The organism is Corallococcus sp. CA047B (assembly GCF_003612065.1).
GTDB lineage: Bacteria > Myxococcota > Myxococcia > Myxococcales > Myxococcaceae > Corallococcus > Corallococcus praedator.
Genome location: NZ_RAWD01000228.1, coordinates 1 through 16168, shown reverse-complemented (window position 1 = coordinate 16168; position 16168 = coordinate 1). Strand labels below are relative to the sequence as shown.

General features: G+C 69.0%; 12 protein-coding genes. 8 read left to right on the top strand and 4 right to left on the bottom strand.

Annotated elements, in window-relative coordinates:
- Positions 1–284 precede the first annotated feature (284 nt).
- A complete protein-coding gene (locus D7X74_RS28810) occupies positions 285–1034 on the top strand; it encodes a hypothetical protein (RefSeq protein WP_120536213.1) in 750 nt (249 codons plus the stop codon).
- 42 nt (positions 1035–1076) lie between these two features.
- Here D7X74_RS28810 and D7X74_RS28805 read toward each other — a convergent pair whose 3' ends face one another.
- Complete coding sequence (locus D7X74_RS28805; protein ID WP_233602299.1) at positions 1077–3974, bottom strand: hypothetical protein; 2898 nt, start codon at positions 3972–3974, stop codon at positions 1077–1079.
- Between D7X74_RS28805 and D7X74_RS45355 the strand changes: the two genes are divergently transcribed.
- The 5 genes from D7X74_RS45355 to D7X74_RS43160 all read left to right on the top strand — a co-directional run bounded on the left by D7X74_RS45355 (position 3899) and on the right by D7X74_RS43160 (position 11089).
- Positions 3899–4660, top strand: a complete 762-nt coding sequence (locus tag D7X74_RS45355) for a hypothetical protein (RefSeq protein ID WP_370450814.1) — start codon at positions 3899–3901, stop codon at positions 4658–4660. The genes D7X74_RS28805 and D7X74_RS45355 overlap by 76 nt on opposite strands.
- 286 nt (positions 4661–4946) lie before the next feature.
- Positions 4947–5606: a nuclease-related domain-containing protein gene (locus D7X74_RS28795; RefSeq protein ID WP_120536210.1), complete on the top strand. Its 660-nt coding sequence runs from the start codon at positions 4947–4949 to the stop codon at positions 5604–5606.
- A gap of 130 nt (positions 5607–5736) precedes the next feature.
- A complete protein-coding gene (locus D7X74_RS28790) occupies positions 5737–7941 on the top strand; it encodes an RCC1 repeat-containing protein (protein ID WP_120536209.1) in 2205 nt (734 codons plus the stop codon).
- Between the two features lie 41 nt (positions 7942–7982).
- The gene (locus tag D7X74_RS28785; RefSeq protein ID WP_120536208.1) at positions 7983–10205 is read left to right on the top strand and encodes an RCC1 domain-containing protein; all 2223 of its coding nucleotides are present in this window, start codon (positions 7983–7985) and stop codon (positions 10203–10205) included.
- Positions 10206–10924: 719 nt separating this feature from the next.
- Positions 10925–11089: a hypothetical protein gene (locus D7X74_RS43160; RefSeq protein WP_158620457.1), complete on the top strand. Its 165-nt coding sequence runs from the start codon at positions 10925–10927 to the stop codon at positions 11087–11089.
- Between the two features lie 75 nt (positions 11090–11164).
- On the opposite strand, the gene D7X74_RS43155 is transcribed toward D7X74_RS43160, so the two are convergent.
- From D7X74_RS43155 to D7X74_RS28770, 3 genes are all read right to left on the bottom strand, one after another.
- Entirely contained in the window at positions 11165–11335 is a 171-nt protein-coding gene (locus D7X74_RS43155) for a hypothetical protein (RefSeq protein WP_158622304.1), read from the bottom strand.
- A 19-nt stretch (positions 11336–11354) separates the two neighbouring features.
- Positions 11355–11690: a hypothetical protein gene (locus tag D7X74_RS28775; protein WP_120536207.1), complete on the bottom strand. Its 336-nt coding sequence runs from the start codon at positions 11688–11690 to the stop codon at positions 11355–11357.
- Between the two features lie 281 nt (positions 11691–11971).
- Positions 11972–12796, bottom strand: coding sequence for a GNAT family N-acetyltransferase (locus D7X74_RS28770; protein WP_120536206.1), 825 nt, complete (start codon positions 12794–12796; stop codon positions 11972–11974).
- 305 nt (positions 12797–13101) lie between these two features.
- Between D7X74_RS28770 and D7X74_RS28765 the strand changes: the two genes are divergently transcribed.
- Positions 13102–13485: a hypothetical protein gene (locus D7X74_RS28765; RefSeq protein WP_120536205.1), complete on the top strand. Its 384-nt coding sequence runs from the start codon at positions 13102–13104 to the stop codon at positions 13483–13485.
- A gap of 46 nt (positions 13486–13531) precedes the next feature.
- Entirely contained in the window at positions 13532–15937 is a 2406-nt protein-coding gene (locus tag D7X74_RS28760) for a PAS domain S-box protein (protein ID WP_233602298.1), read from the top strand.
- The last annotated feature ends 231 nt before the right edge of the window (positions 15938–16168 follow it).

Below are 16168 nucleotides of genomic sequence, written 5' to 3'. Positions count from 1 at the left end.
GAAGGGGGCCGCCGCAGCATAGGGTGCGGCGGATGACGCAAATCGACCGCTCTGCATTCGCGACGGCATTCGATGCTCTTCTTCCACGGCTTGCCCTGGATCCCCTCTTCGAGGATGGGGACACGGAGCGCCTGGCCCCCTGGCGTCTGCCGTCAGCCGCGGGTTTCGAGGAACTCTTCGCCCAGGCAAGACAGCAAGGCGCCGCGCCCTGGCACCTCTATGCACTCGCCCGGGTGGCCACCCAATGCATCGGGACAGCAGCCCCCACCCTGCGGGCATCCGGCGTGGCTTCGGAAGAGAGCGTCTTCATCCCGGGAGACCTGAAGACTTCGGGGAACTTCGCGGTGGAGGGCACGCTGGTCGTCGGCGGGGACCTTGTTGTCCCGGGACTCCTGTCGGACCGCGGTCCCGACTCCATCCTCATCGTCCTGGGCAACCTGTCCGTGCAGGCGCTCCGCACCCACGGGGAGATTCGCGTGGGGGGGCACCTGGATGGAGGGGACGTCGTGGTGGGGCACTACAACGACAGTTCCCTGGTGGTTGGCGGTCACCTGAAAACGCGCATGCTCATCGAGGATGAGCATGACATCCGCGCCCAGGCACTGGAGGTTGAACACCACTACCCGATGGAGACGTTCCGCCAGGGGACCGGCAAGGGGGTGGTGGCAGCGCTGAAGAAGGTGGTGACCTCAGGTTCACTGGGCAAGGAGGAGTCCGTGGAAGTGACGCTCACGGACACCGCGAGCCGGAACCCGGAGGTGGTAGCGCGCATCGCGGCAATCACAGGCTTCCCCGCCGCATACCTGGACCAGAAGCCGCCCCCCCTGTGGCTCCAGTTTCCGGACAAGATGCGCCGGACCCTGGGCGAAATGCGCGATGCGCCCATGAACCGCGCCGAAGCGGAGGCCATCGAAGCCGCGGTCGCCGAGGCTGGCGGCAAGGTGGAGCTCAAGTTCAAGTCCCAGGCGATCTACTCGGAGGACGCGCTCTTCGACGCTTGGAGCAAGGGCAAGCTGTTCAAGGCGCGGAAGTAGCGACTGCGTCCGTCGCGCGTGTAGGTCGTGGCAGCGATCTGATCAGGGCTTCGGGGCCGGGGGCGCGGCGTCGCGCGGGAGCAGCGGCAGCACGACGAGCTCCGCGGGGTGTGCTTTCGGGTCTCGGTGGAACCCCTTGGGGATCCGCACGTAGGACAGCCAGCGTCCATCAGGCGACGCCATGGCGCGCACAGCTTCGGCCCCGGGATCCAGGTCCAGCTTCCAGCACCTCAGCGGACGCACCGCCGTGCACAGCCACGACGCGCCGTCCTTCGCGACATGCAGCAGCAGCTTGCCCTCGCTCAAGGAAACGGAGCCCCCGCCGGTCCGTGCCGCGAGCGCCAGTTCCACCACGGTGGGCGCACGCGTGCGCACGGGGCCCGCGTCCTCGGGGACTTCCAGGACCTTGAACTCCGGGGACAGGTCGCCGCGCGAGGTGTCCGTGAACAGCGAGGCCCGCGGTGACAGGGGCAGGACGTCGCGCATCTCATCCGTAACGGGAACGGTGCGGCCCCCCAGCGGGTAGCACGGGTTCGGGGACTTCACGAACAGGTCCTCTCGCGGGACCGGGCGGTCCTTCATCGCGACGGCGGGCCCCCACTCGCGCGCCGCCGGGTCGTAGCAGCGCACCTGTCCGCTCCCCTCCTCCTGGACCCTGCACAGGGTGGCGTCCCTCCAGTACAGCCGGGGCCCGCGCTCTGGAGGGATGGTGGGCAGGGTCAGCAGTTGGCCGATGACGCCCGGCTTGTCCTTCAGCGCCCCGACGCGCAGCGGAAGCGAAGGCAGAGCGGCTTGGAGCCGCTGTTGGAGGGCGCGCATGCCGTAGCGCTCGGCACAGACGCCGGCGGTCTTCATCGCGACATGCAGCTCCGGGTGGAACCCGTCCGCGAGCGCCAGCCGGGCATGGATGGCCTCCAGCGCCGTGGCGAGGCAGCCCATGCGGGAGACGCGCCCGTCCTCGTTCTGCCGCACCAGCTTCGCGAAGGCGTCCAGGGCCTCGCGGGCGGGCGCGTCGTCGCGGGCGAGCAGCGCCTGGAGCCGGGCTTCGGTCTCCGGCGCAAGGTCCCAGCGCACCGCGCCGAACGCGCCCGGGTTCGCGGCCAACGTCAGCGCTGGGAAGTCGGGCACGCCCTCCATCCACAGCGACAGGCGGCCCGGCTGGCAGCGCACCTTCGCGTCGCCCACCGCTGACGGCTTGTCCCCGGCGACGACGGAGGCGCGGCGGACGAATTCCAGGCCTCCGGGCACGGTCAGCACCTGACGCAGCTTCACCCAATCAGGGCGGCAGGCGTACGAAGCGTCGCTCACGGAACTGTAGGCCGAGACGGTGCGCGTCGTCTCCAGCTCGAAGGGGATGCGTGGATCCTGGCCCAGGTCGCAGGCGATCCTCGCGCGGGAGACGAGGTCGCCGTCCGGCCCCGGCGCGGGCTTCCCCCAGGTCGGCCTCTCCATCACGACGTCCGTCCGCACGAGGGGCGGGGCCGTCGAAACGGGCTCGCGGGGCGCGACGTACGGACCGAGCACCAGGGGGCGCACCACCAGGGTCAGGGGTTCCTCCTCCCCGTCCACGCGGCTCGGAGCGGGACCGCGCAGATAGGAGAGCCACCGGCCATCCGGGGACACGCGGCCCTCCGACAGTGCGTTGCCGCCCTCATCCTCCAATGGAAGGGACCAGCACCCCAGGGGCCTGCGCACGGAGCAGAACGCCTTGCGTCCCTCGTCCAGGATGAACCGGCCTTCGCCCAGGAGCCGGGAGCCGGGGGACGCGAGGATCGCCTTCTTCAATTCCTCCGCTTCCGGTGCGCGCAGGCGCGGTGGACCGACCCCTTCGGGGACCTCCATGACGCGGGCCTCGTGGGTGTTCCCGTTCCAGAGCAGGACGGCCCGGGGGGACAGGCGCAGTTCGGGCCCAAAGCCCTCGGGAGGCCGCACGTTCCGGGTCCCCAGGGGAATGCCGCAGCGACCTCCGCGAGTGCTCCAGGCGGAGAGGTCACCCCTGTCCACCGGGACGGCCTTGCCCCAGCGCCGCGCCACGGGGTCGTAGCAGCGCATCCGCTTCCGGGTGTCCTGCTGCACCACGCACAACCGTCCCTGGCGCCAGAACAGGTCTGGGTCCGAGTTCGAATCAGGCGGCTGGACGTCGCCGATATCTTCAGGCTCGCCTGTCTTCAACGGCGGCCGGTCTCCCTTCAGGTCCGGAGCCAGGATGTCGCGAGGGACGTTTGGATCCATGTCGTCGCCCGAGACCAGGGCGGTGCGCCTCCGAGCGCGCTCGAGTGCGGCAGCCAGCCCCGCGACGCTGTCCGCCTCCAGGTCCGCGTCGCGTCTGGACAAGCGGGAGGGAACACCCTTGCTGACCAGGAAGTCCAGTTCCTCCAGCGCCCCGCGGGCCCTTGCGTCGTCCCGGATCAGCAGGGGCAGGAAGCGGGCTTCGCTGTCCCGGGACACCCGCAGCAGCACGGAGGTGGCGCTGAGGCCGATGGGCTCCAGCGTCAGCAGGGGGGCTTCGGGCACGCCTTCCACGGACAGCTCCAGCCGCCGCGCCTGGCAGCGGACGCGGATGCGAGGGCGCGGGGGAGGCGGAGGCAGCTGGGTGCCAGGAGCGTCATCCACGATGCGAAACGTGCGCTCGACTCGCGAGCCATCTGGCAGGGACAGCTTCTGGGTGACGACCACCTCGGCGGGCCGGCAGAAGTCCGGGATGGACGGCGTCACGTCCACGGACTGGGAGACGGTGATGTCGGGGGTGTGGCCCAGCCCCAGGTCGCAGGGAGCGGACTCAGCGAGCTTGGGAGGAAGTGCTTCCGCCTCCGCGAAGGTCAGCGGCTGCGCGGCGAGGACCACGCCTTGCGACGGCGGTTCCGCTGCGGAGGCCAGGGCTCCGGCCAGGGTCAGCAAGAGCGCCAAGAACCAGGTCCGGGACGGCATCGAGGAGTGCATGGAGATTCCGAACCTGTCTTTCAGGAGGCATCGAGAACAAGCATGTCATCGAATTCAGCCTGGCCGCGAAGTGTGACCTGGAGGGCGCCCGGATCCCGTTGCGAATCCTCACGCGGCTGTGGCCCTGGGAGTACCGGGACGAGGGCCGCGGCTGCGCAGGGCCACCGGTGACGAGGGTGAACGACACGCTGACGTCCAGCCGCGCCGAGGGATCGGTGCGGAAAGTGCCTCACGGGCTGCATGTGGCTCGTCGACACGATCTCGTACGCGGTCATCCACCGCGGCAGAGCGACCCGAGGCCCTGCCCCTGGCCCGGGGCTGATCCAGGAGGAACTGGCGTCGATCCTCCTGCGCCCGGAGTGAAGTTCCCTCAAGCGGAGGCAAAGCCGAAGCCGGAAGAGGCAAGTGAGCCGCCTTTAGTAGCGACGAGGCAGGAGCCGACCCAGGAGCGCACATCGCGGCTGGATGGGGCGGGGTTGCTGCGCAGGAGCTTCGCGCTGGACGTGTTCGCCCGCAGCAGGAGTGGAGGCAGGCTTGAGGGTGGTGTTGAGTCTGCAGCAGCCAGGGCCACGACTTGTCCAAGCGGAAGCAGACGCCCGACGATGACGTGGATGGGGCGACTGGAGAGGATGGGGCAGGTTCCCGTCGTCAACGGCGAGGCGATGGAAAACTCCAGGCGGCTCTGATCGCAGGTCGAGGGCGCAGAGCAATAGCCTTCGGTCTCCTTGTCTTCATCCGACGCATAGGTCCGACCAGGTCGGAAGAAACCTGAGACGCGGCGACAGGGGGCTCGGGAGACATCTGGGGTCCCAGGGACCCTTCGTCCCCCAGGCAGGCAGTAACGAGAGACAGAAAGACACACAATGAAACCACGACAAGGGAGCGCGTTGACATGGCGGAACCAACAAGCCTCCTCACCCCCTCCGGAGAATCCCTCAGGAGTGGTATGCTCCCGCCTACTCAACCAATGTCATGCATGGGGGTGTCATGCCAAAGCAACGCAACGGGGCGCATGATCCGAACGCAGCGGGATTCTCTGTCCGCCGGCCAGGAGAGAGCGCACGAGAGAAGCAGAACGCGCTCGCGAAGGCCGCGCCCATCAAGACCTTCTTCACGCGACTCTTCGGAATGCACACCGATGAGCGTGCCTGGAGGCGCGGCGCCGAAGGCGAGGAACGCGTAGGCCGGCTACTCGAACCCCTGCGACCGCAAGGCTGGTTCATCCAGCACGACGTCAGGATTGGCCAGAACGGCGCGAACGTGGATCACCTCGTGATTGGCCCGCCGGGCGTCTACGTCATCAACACCAAGTTCCTCCGCCAGAACGTGTGGGTCGCCGGAAACGTCATCAAGGTCGGCGGCTCCAACAAGGATTACGTGAGGAAGGGCGAAGCAGAGGCCAAACGGGTCCGCGAGAAGCTGCTCGCGGCAACGCGACGCCGCTCGCTCTGGGTCCAAAGCCTGCTGGTCTTCGTGGACGCGGAGCTCGATGTGAAGGAGCAGCCGAGGAACGTCCCGGTCCTCGGGGCCCACGAACTGGTTCCAGCCCTGCTCGCGCAAGAGGTCTCTTTGGGGCGGGAAGAGGTCATGGCGCTCGCCACGTCCGCCCAACAACTGGCGACCTGGGGCTGAGCGCCCTGTGATGACGCATTGCGCGACGAGCCTCTCGCATCAGCCGAGGTTCAGCGCCGCTCCCCCCAAACCTATCCGTCTTTCTTGAATTGTCGTAATAGCCGACAGGCAGGCGTTCAAGGAGACAGGGATGAATCGCAGTTCAGGCCGTTGGCTGCCCATGATGTTGGGGCTGGGGCTAATCATGGGTTGCGGACAACCCCCGCCCGAGTCGGACGGGACAGAGGCGGCGGCGTCCACCTCCGCCATCAAGCGTTCCAATCCACGCGCGCGGGTGGCGGCAGGGTATCGGCACTCCCTGGTCATCCGTCCGGACGGCACCGTCTGGGCGGCGGGCCGCAACAGCGACGGGCAGTTGGGTGACAGCACGCTCACGGACCGCTCCACGCCGGTGCGGGTGCAGGGCCTGACAGGCGCGGTATCCGTCAGCGCGGGCTATTACCATTCCGTGGCACTGGTCACGGGCGGCACCGTGTGGACCTGGGGCGACAACTCGACGGGGCAGCTGGGGGACGGCACCACCACGTCCCGGAAGGTGCCCACCCAGGTAGCGGGGCTCAGCGGGGTCACTTCCGTGGGCGCAGGCTTCGCGCACACCGTGGCCGTGAAGCCGGACGGTACGGTCTGGGCCTGGGGTGACAACGCGTACTGCCAGTTGGGCGACGGCACGACGACCGACCGCACCACTCCCGCGAAGGTGCAGGGACTGACCGGCGTCGTCGCGGTCGTGGGCGGATACAACCACTCGCTGGCCGTGCGTTCCGACGGCACCCTCTGGGCCTGGGGCAGCAACACCTTTGGAGTGCTGGGGGACGGCTCTGGCCAGAAGCAGTGCGCTCCCGTGCAGGTGCCGGGCATGACTGGCATCGTCGCGATGGCCTCGGGCTACCGCGCCTCCGCGGCCGTGAAGTCGAACGGTACGGTCTGGGCCTGGGGCGACATCGGCATGGGCGGCGCCACCCCAGTGCAAGTGCCTGGGCTCACGGGCGTCACCGACGTGAGTGCTTCCATCCACGTGCTCGCGCAGCGCTCGGATGGCACCGTCTGGACCTGGGGCACCAACGGCTATGGCCAGTTGGGCATTGGAAACAAGACGACCGTGGACGTCTCCGCGCCCGTCCAGGTCCAGGGGCTCACGGGCGTCGTCGCCACGGCGGCCGCCGCCCATCACTCGCTGGCCCTGCGCTCTGACGGTTCGGTGTGGGCCTGGGGTGGCAACCTCTCCGGCGAACTGGGCAACGGCGCAACGGTCCGGCACTACGTCCCGCAGCCGGTGCAGGGGCTGGGGGCGGCTCTGACCGTGGCGGGAGGCAGGCACCATTCGGTGGCGGTCCGCGCCGACGGGACGGTCTGGGCCTGGGGTGGCAACTGGAACGGCCAGCTGGGCGACGGCACCACCACGCGGCGCGCGCTCCCTGCGGCAGTACCGGGAATGACGGAGGTGCTGACGGTCGTGGCGAACGACGCCACCACCCTGGCGCTGCGCGCCAACGGTACGGTCTGGGGCTGGGGCGTCAACAGCGACTTCCAGTTGGGGGATGGCACATCCACTGACCGCCACACCCCCGCCCAGGCGCAGGGGCTCGAGGGCATCACCGCCGTCGCGCTCGGCGGCACCCATGCGCTGGCGCTGAAGCATGACGGCACCGTCTGGGCCTGGGGCCGCAACGACTACGGTCAACTGGGGGATGGGACGACGGTGAGCCATGCGACGGCCGTCCGGGTCCCGGGACTGACGGGCGTGCTGGCCATCGCCGTGGGCGATACCCATTCGCTGGCGCTGATGTTCGACGGCACCGTGTGGGCCTGGGGTGACAACTGGCTGGGCCAGGTGGGAGACGGCACCTTCACCGACCGCCACTCCCCCGTGCAGGTGCCAGGGCTGACCGACGCGGTCTCCGTGGTCGCGGGGGGCTATCACTCGTTCGCGCTCCGTGCTGACGGCACGGGCCTGAGCTGGGGCAACAACGCCTACGGCGAGCTGTTCCGCCCCTGGGACTCCCTCCTCATGGGCACCCTGCCCTTCAATGGGCTGACCACGCTGGCGGCGGCGCCCTACGTGTCGCTCGCGGCGGACTTCACCGGTGCGGTGTGGACCGCCGGGGACAACAGCTGGGGCCAGTGGGGCAACGACACCGTGGAGATCTACGACGACGCGCCCGTGCAGGTGACGAGCCTGTCGGACGGTGTCACCGCGGCGGCCGGTGGCAACTACCACATGCTGGTCATCCGCATGGACGGCACCGTGTGGACCTGGGGCCGTAACTCCGACGGCCAGCTGGGCGACGGGACGTCCCTGGACGCCCTCGTACCGCTGCGCTCGCAGTTCTATTGAGCCGTTCAATCCCTCTCACTCGCAAAACCAAGGACACTCCAATGACACAAACGACCTCCTCTTGGGGAAGGCGCTTGGCCGGCGTCTGGCTCGGGCTGTGCCTGTTCGCAGGCTGCGGGCAATCTCCTCCGGAAGCCGCTGCTCCCGAGGATTCAACGACCTCCTCCGGCCTCAAGCGCGCCAGTCCGCGCACCCGGCTGGCTGCGGGCGAATCCCATTCACTGGCCATCCGTCCGGACGGTACCCTCTGGGCAGTGGGGCGCAACGGCTTGGGCCAACTGGGAGACGGCACCCAGCAGGACCATTCCTCGCCCGTGCAAGTGGTGGGACTGACCGGTGTCGTGTCCGTCGCCGGTGGCAACTCCCATTCGCTGGCCGTGCGCTCCGATGGCAGCGCCTGGGCCTGGGGCAGCAATTATTACGGCCAGTTGGGCGACGGCTCGGCCGTCGCAAGCCGGTCCCTGCCTGTCCAAGTGCCGGGACTGACCGGAGTCTCCTCCATCGCTGCGGGCGCGACCCACTCCCTGGCCATGAAGTCCAACGGCACGGTGTGGGCCTGGGGTGACAACTCCAATTGCCAGGTGGGTGACGGGACGACGACTGAGCGACGCGTGCCAACGCAGGTGCCCGGCCTCACCGGCGTGGTCTCCGTGCTCGCCAACGGCCGGTACTCCCTGGCGCTGCGCTCCGATGGGACCCTCTGGGCCTGGGGCGGCAACAGCTATGGCGTGTTGGGGGATGGCACGAAGGACCGGCGTTGCTCTCCCATTCAGGTGCAAGGCCTGTCAGGCCTGACCGCCGTGGCGGCGGGCCCCCACGGAGCGCTCGCGGTAAAGTCGAACGGCACCGTCTGGGCCTGGGGCTTCGTCGGCAGCATCTTCGAGTCCACCACGCCATCGCAACTCCCGGGGTTCACGGGCATCATCGACGTGAGCGCTGGCCCCTACCATGTACTCGCCCAGCGCTCCGATGGGACCGTCTGGGCCTGGGGTGACAACGAGCAGGGGCAACTGGGAACCGGCGCCAAGGAGCACGCGTACACACCCGTCCAGGTCCCAGGCCTCGCGGGCGTCGTTGCCACGGCTGCGGGTGCCAAGCACTCGCTGGCCATGCGTTCTGATGGCTCGGTCTGGACCTGGGGCGAGAACAGGTATGGACAGCTGGGTAACGGCGCGCTGACCCGTCATCCCTCGCCCCAGCAGGTCCCCAACCTCACAGGCGCGGTCGCCGTGGCGGCCGGCCCCCAGCACTCCCTGGCGGTCCGCTACGACGGCACGGTGTGGGCGTGGGGCGACAACGCATCCGGCCAGCTGGGTGATGGAACGACGACGCGGCGCTCGCTCCCCGTCGCGGTATCTGGGGTCACAGGGATTACGGCGGTTACGACCGGGGACTCCGACGCCCTCGCGCTGCGCTCCGAGGGCACCGTCTGGGCCTGGGGCGACAACAGATATGGCCTGCTTGGCGACGGCACCTCTACACCACGCCATACGCCCGGCCAGGTGCCGGGGCTGACGTCCGTGAGCGCCATTGCCCAGGGAGACAACTTCGCCCTGGCGCTGAAGTATGACGGCACCGTCTGGGCCTGGGGTGGCAACTGGAACGGCCAGCTGGGCGACGGGACCCAGCAGACGCGTCGGGTGCCGACCCAGGTTCAGGGCCTGACGGGCATCACCTTCATCTCCGCGGGCTCCAGCCACGCGCTCGCGGTGCGCTTCGACGGCACCGTCTGGGCCTGGGGCAACAATTGGAGCGGTGAGTTGGGTGATAACACCACCATCAATCGTTCGACGCCCGTCCAGGTTCAGGGCGTGAGCGACATTGTCTCTGTATCTGCCGGCCTCGACTATTCACTCGCGGTGCGCTCCGACGGCCGCGGCTGGAACTGGAGCACCAACGGCTTCGGACAGGGACTGGGGGGAGATCGCAACTACATCCGGAAACTGAGGCTCATGGAGATCAGCGACCTGAACACTGTCGTCGCAAGCAACTACATCAGCCTGGCAACGGACTTCACCGGTGGGGTGTGGGTTGGCGGGTACAACGAATGGGGCCAGTTGGGGAACCTCGACTCCACCACACGGGGGCCGATACGCATCGATGTGCTGGAGGGCGGCCTCACCGCGGCGGACACCGGTGGTGATCATCTGGTCGTGGTCCGCCCGGACGGCACGGTCTGGACGTGGGGCCGCAACTCCGACGGCGAGCTGGGCAACGGGACGTTCCTCGACATGCACTCGCCCGTGCGCTCGCAGTTGTTCTGACGCATCCCCGGCGGCCCGCGCTGCATGCTTGACTATCCATAAGCATCAACTTTTGCGTCGCGCATGCAGCGCGTGGCCGTGGCCTAAAACAAGATCTTCCAGGCGCTCCCTCAAGCGGGGGCAGAGCCGAAGCCGGAAGAGGCAAGTGAGCCGCCTTTAGCAGCGACGAGGCAGGAGCCGACCCAGGAGCGCACGCCGCGGCTGGATGGGGCGGGGTTGCTGCGCAGGAGCTTCGCGCTGGACGTGTTCGCCTGCGGCGGGAGTGGAGGCAGGCTTGAGGAGGCTGGCGTATTTGACGGCTTCCGGTGAGATGCGTGCCATCCTGGAGCACCTGGGACTGCCCACGCTGCCTGGGAGACTGGCCCCAGCACACGGGACGCCCCAGCACGGGGGGTGTTGAGTCTGCAGCAGCAGCAGCAGTGGCCCGTCGCCTGCCGCCTCCTCATTGGAAGGCGGCTTGAGCAGGCGTGTACCCTTCAGGACTGCGGGGTGGGCACACCGACGTGGCGCTCGGCCCTCCGGCACTCGTCAGCAGCCCTCCTCTGCCTCTCTGCTCTCGCCCGTGCCCTTCAACACTGCCCCTATCCTTCTTATGCGTCCAGGAGTCGAAGGCCGAGACGAGCTGCGTCGAAGGGTTCGGGCGCATCAAGAATTGCGCGACCGGTAACGCGACGCTCACCCGTCGCAAGAGCTCCATCAACGTCTCCGGCCTGAAGGAGGTGAAGACGGGCGGCGTCACCAGCGAGTTCCCCCGCGCGACCGAATGGTCGATGAAGGCCGCCATCGGTGACCTGGGCGCGACGGACCAGGGCTTCACGCTGGCCGCGCGCGACGGCGAGGATGTCGTCAGCACGATCCGCACGGAGAGATCGACACGAAGTTGAACAACGTGACCCTCACGCCAATCCGGTTGAGGCGGATCGACATCGGCTTCAAGAAACGGCCGGCCTTCGGCAGCTTCAGCGGCGACGACCCCACCGCCCGGGGGCCTGCGTCGGGTCCTTCACGAGCCCGTCGGATTCGTTCTCGATGAGGGTGGACGGCAAGGTCGTGACCGGCAACCGCCTGGAGATCGTCGAAGAGGTGGCGGAGAGGCACTCCCCCTCCACCGGCTTCTCGGCCATCGACACGAAGCGGGGCGCCGTCGGATTACTCGAGGGTGGGGGCTTGGCTCATGCCGGCCGTCGGATCCGAGTGGGCCTGCCCGAGCGCGCCACCGAGCAGCGAGCTGCCCGCGGTGCCAACGGCGCCGACGACGCCCGTCACGCCCTGGGAGACAGCCTGCACGCCCTGGGTGGCGGCCTGCACCAGCTCCATGATGCTGCTGATCACGGAGGTGATGCCCTCCAGCAGCTTGCCGATGCTCTCGGTCTTGCTGGAGCCGCTGGCTGACAAACCGTCCGCCTGGAGCGACTGCATCAGGGGCGAGGAGAGCTTGGAGTCAGGCCGCTGGGCGCCGCCGGGCAGCGAAGTCGCGGAGAGCATGGCGTCGGGCAGCTGGCGTTGCGCTCGGTGGGGATGCCGGGCGCGGACTCGCGGCTCCGGACCCACGAGCCCGGGACGGTGGACCTCAGTGCACCAACGCGCCGAACCCGTCCTCCGAACGCAGGCGAGCCTCCCGCATCACCGGACCCAGGGGTCGGACCTGGCCGGGGACATCGGTGGGCGCCATGTCGAACACGGTGTGTCGCGCCGTGGCCCCCAGGCCCCCAGGCCCTCGCGAAGCGACTGGAGGCGGCGCTCCGGTCGCTCGCGCCCGAGCCCAACTAGGGCGAGGGTTCCAGCCCCGCGCCGTGCTTCACCAGCACGGCGCGGGAGTAGGCCATCAGGAAGCCCATGCGCATGGCGTTGCGCTCGGTGGGGATGCCGGGCGCGGACATGATCGCGGCCATGTCGCTGCCCCGCTCCACGGCGCGCGCCAGCCGGGCTGAAATCAACGCCTGCTGGACGCCGCGCCGCCGGTACGCGGGCAGCACCGACGTGCCGTACAGGGTCGTGAGCCCCTCGCTCGACTCACAGCCCCCCGCGCCAACGGGGACGCCGTCCAGCCGGGCCAGGAACGAGTCCGACGCGGGCTGGCGCGCGCTCTTGAGGCCCACGGACAGGAACACCTCCGGCATCGACTCCCCTTCCGGAACGAAGCCGCTGCCGGAGACCTCCACGAACGTGCGCACCGCCGCGTCGTCGGACGGATCGACGCGCTCGACCGTCAGCCCCGGAGGCGCCCCACGGACGGGCGACAACGAGGCCTCGTCACCGCGCAGCGGCCGGTACAGCACCGTCTCGAACTCGCGCAGCACGAACCCGCGCTCCGCCAGCCCCTGGAGCAGCGCCACCGGCACGAACGGACTCAGCTCCGCCTTCGGCTCGACGCCCCGCGAGGAGAAGAAGGTCACCAGCGCGTCCAGCTCCGCGCCGGTGACCTCCTGGCCGTACCCATAGCCGCAGGACTTGTTCACGTAGGAGCCCACGCCCCCGAACACCATCCAGCCGTCGGCCAGCGGCGCGGCATCCGTCGCCAACGCCACCACGGACGCCGCGGCCCTGCGCTCGAACCTCCGCGCGAACTCCACCAGGTTCACATCGCTCATCCGCCCCCTTTACACCGAACGGGTCTCCCAGGTCCCGAGCTCGGAGCCCGGAGCCGCGGCTCCGGACTCACGAACAGGGCCGGCTGTTCGCGGGCAGCCGGCCCTTTCGTCCGTGCCCGGGCCTTCACCGCTCCACCCGCGCGACCGCCTTCCGGGATGCTTCCGGAGGAGCAGCCGCTCGGAGGCCTCCGCACCCCCGCGGCCCGGGGGACGGTGGCGACAGCGGCAGACAGGGGGGCGGGCATGGGTGAGGGGCTCGCGCCGTGGTTATCCCCAGGAGGAGGCCCGCCGGAGGAGCACGGAAGATGGAACAGCCAGCCCGTGAGCGAATCACCCTCGTGGAGGTGCTGGAGCTGACAGCGCCCTTCAGCGTCTTCGAGTCCATCATCCAGGCTGCGGCGCGGAGGCTGGAGCGCGAGGGTGTGCGCGGCCTCGTCGGCCTCCGATTCTACGCCCGGCCCGACTCCACGGAGGTTGGCGCGGTCGTCACGTTCGCGGACGCCCGTCAGGTCATGGAACACATCCACATGATTTCCGGCTGGCCCGAATTCAAGGCACTCCTCGGCGTCGCGAAGCCCGTTGACGTCCGGGTGTACGGAAGGCTCGGCGAGGAGGCGCATGCGTGGCTCAAGACGATGAACGTCGTGAGCAAGGTCTTTGAAACCCCCGTTGCGGGCTTCGTGCGCTGAACGCTCGCCTGGAGCGGGTTGGCGCCAGCAGAGGGAACCCCCATCGTTGAGGGACGAAGAGCGCGTCCTCTTCCCGCGCCCCATGGATCGCCTGCACGACAGCTGGAGCCTCGAAGCCGTCTTCGCCAGCCTGGGCGAGGGGGTCCTGGTCTGCGACGAGCACCGGCACTTCGTGTTCATCAACCCGGTGGGCGAACAGCTCCTGGGCATGGGGGCGACGGACACACCCGCCGACCGGTGGGCGGAGCACTACGGGCTCTACCTGCCGGATCAAGTCTCCCTCTATCCGTCCGAACTCCTGCCCATGATCCGAGCCCTGGGTGGCGAGACGGTGACCCGCCAGGAGCTCTTCCTGCGCAACGCCGAAAGGCCAGCGGGGACCTGGCTGCTCGTCAGCTCCAGTCCGGTCCGCGACAAGGCCGGAGTGCTTCGCGGCGGCGTCTCCGTCTTCAGCGACATCACCGAGCGCAAGCAGACCGAGGATGCGCTGCGCGCGGTCAGCGAGAAGTATCGGTCGCTCTACAACAACACCCCGGTGATGATGCACTCCATCGACCGGCGGGGGCGGCTGGTGAGCGTCAGTGATTGCTGGCTGAACACCCTGGGCTATGAGCGCGCGGAGGTGCTCGGGCACGACTCGGTGGAGTTCCTGACGCCGGAGTCCCAGCGGTACGCCCGCGAGGTCATCCTCCCCGCGTACTTCAAGACCGGTGAATGCTGGAACGTGCCGTACCAGCTCGTGAAGAAGGACGGGAAGCCCCTCGACGTCATCCTGTCCGCCATCGGGGAGCGGGATGCCTCCGGCGCGGTGGTCCGCTCCCTCGCGGTGCTCATCGACGTGACCGAGCGGAAGCGGGCGCAGGAGGCGCTGTTTGAAAGCGAGAAGCGACTGCGGGCCATCCTGGACAACGCGCCGACCGTCTTCTTCCTGCTGGACACCCAGCAACGCTTCATCTTCGTGAATCGCGAGTGGGAGCGGCTCTTCCACCACACGCGGCAGGAGGTCGCCGGGAAGACCTCCCTCGATGTCTTTCCCCAGGAGATCGCCACCGCCCTGCACCACACCAACCAGGGCGTCCTCCAGGACGGCGTCTCCGTGCAACGGGAGGAGCTGCTCCGGCACGACGATGGGATCCACACCCACCTCACGCACAAGTTCCCGCTCTTCGATGCCGCTGGCGATGTCTACGCGCTCTGCGGAATCGCCACCGACATCACCGAGCGCAAGCGGATGGAGACCGCCCAGCGCTTCCTGGCCGACGCGAGCCGGGAGCTGGTGGCGTCCCTCGACAATGAAACCACGCTCCAGCGCGTCGCGGAGCTGGCCCTGCCCCTGCTGGCGGAGCTGTGCGTCGTCTTCGTGCGCACGACGGGGATGCCGCTGCGCCCCGTGGCGGTGGCGGACCGTTCGCCGTCCCGCGCCGCGGACGTGAGGGAGTTCCTCCGCCGCCACCCGCCCGCACCGGAAGCCCTCCACGGGCCGGCGCGGATCCTGACGACCGGAAGGTCGGAGACGTCCGACGCGTCCCAGGGCCTGCTGGACCCCGTGGCGCTGGCGGAAGAGCGCTGGTCGCAAGTGCGGACACTCCAGGGCCGGCCCTCGCTGGGTGTGCCCCTCCAGGCGCGAGGCCGCACCCTGGGCGTGCTGTTCCTCCTCTCCCCCCAGTCGGGGCGCGGGTATGCCCCGGCGGAGCTGGAGCTGGCGGAGGAACTGGGCCGTCGGGCCGCGGTCGCCATCGACAACGCCCAGCTCTATTGCTCGGCGCAGGAGTCCATCCGCGCGCGCGATGAGTTCCTCTCCATTGCCTCCCATGAACTGAAGACCCCGCTGACCTCCATGAAGCTGCGCGTGCAGCAGATGGAGTCCGCCCTCACGGGCCCGCACCCACTGCCCACGGACAAGGTGACGCGGATGCTGGAGGTCTTCGAGGAGCAGCTCCAGCGGCTGTCACGGCTGGCGGAGCACCTGCTCGACGTCTCCCGCATCAATGACAGACGACTCGACCTGCGGCGGGAGGAGATGGACCTGGTGGCGGTGGCGCACAACGTGACGAACCACCTCGCGGCGCAGTTCGAGAAGACGGGCTGCGCGTTGGAGATGATGGCCCCGGAGCCGGTGTGGGGATACTGGGACCGGTTGCGGCTGGAGCAGGTCCTGATCAACCTGCTGACCAACGCGATGAAGTATGGCGAGGGGCAGCCCATCCAGTTGGAGGTGACGCGCCAGGCGCGGGGGGCGCGGCTCGTCGTCGAGGACCACGGCCTGGGCATTCCGCCCGAGGCCCAGGGCCGCATTTTCGAGCGCTTCGAGCGCGCCGCGTCGCGCAACTACGGAGGACTCGGGTTGGGGCTCTTCATCTCGCGGCAGATTGTCGACGCGCACGGGGGAAGCATCCGCGTGGAGAGCACGCCGGGGCTCGGAGCGAAGTTCATCGTCGAGCTTCCGACGTGAACCCATCCGCTGGGGGGTGACAGGAATGTCCCCAGGGGAGCGCCACCGCGCGTGCCAGGATTGGCACGTTCGCCGCGCCCCGCGCGCTTCCCGGGGGCTGGGGCCGCGCGCAACGCGTTGGAATCACGGCGCGAAGGAGGCTTCGGGGGCCATGGCACCGCCCTTGCCATGGAAGGACTCCACAACCCCAAGGAGCCCTGCACCCCATGCCCCCCCCGAAGCCCACCGACG

Coding starts and splice junctions, on each gene's coding strand:
- D7X74_RS28765 (WP_120536205.1), top strand. CDS start 13,102: ATGGAACAGCCAGCCCGTGAGCGAATCACCCTCGTGGAGGTGCTGGAG.
- D7X74_RS28770 (WP_120536206.1), bottom strand. CDS start 12,796: ATGAGCGATGTGAACCTGGTGGAGTTCGCGCGGAGGTTCGAGCGCAGG.
- D7X74_RS28805 (WP_233602299.1), bottom strand. CDS start 3,974: ATGCACTCCTCGATGCCGTCCCGGACCTGGTTCTTGGCGCTCTTGCTG.
- D7X74_RS28795 (WP_120536210.1), top strand. CDS start 4,947: ATGCATGGGGGTGTCATGCCAAAGCAACGCAACGGGGCGCATGATCCG.
- D7X74_RS28785 (WP_120536208.1), top strand. CDS start 7,983: ATGACACAAACGACCTCCTCTTGGGGAAGGCGCTTGGCCGGCGTCTGG.
- D7X74_RS28790 (WP_120536209.1), top strand. CDS start 5,737: ATGAATCGCAGTTCAGGCCGTTGGCTGCCCATGATGTTGGGGCTGGGG.
- D7X74_RS28775 (WP_120536207.1), bottom strand. CDS start 11,690: ATGCTCTCCGCGACTTCGCTGCCCGGCGGCGCCCAGCGGCCTGACTCC.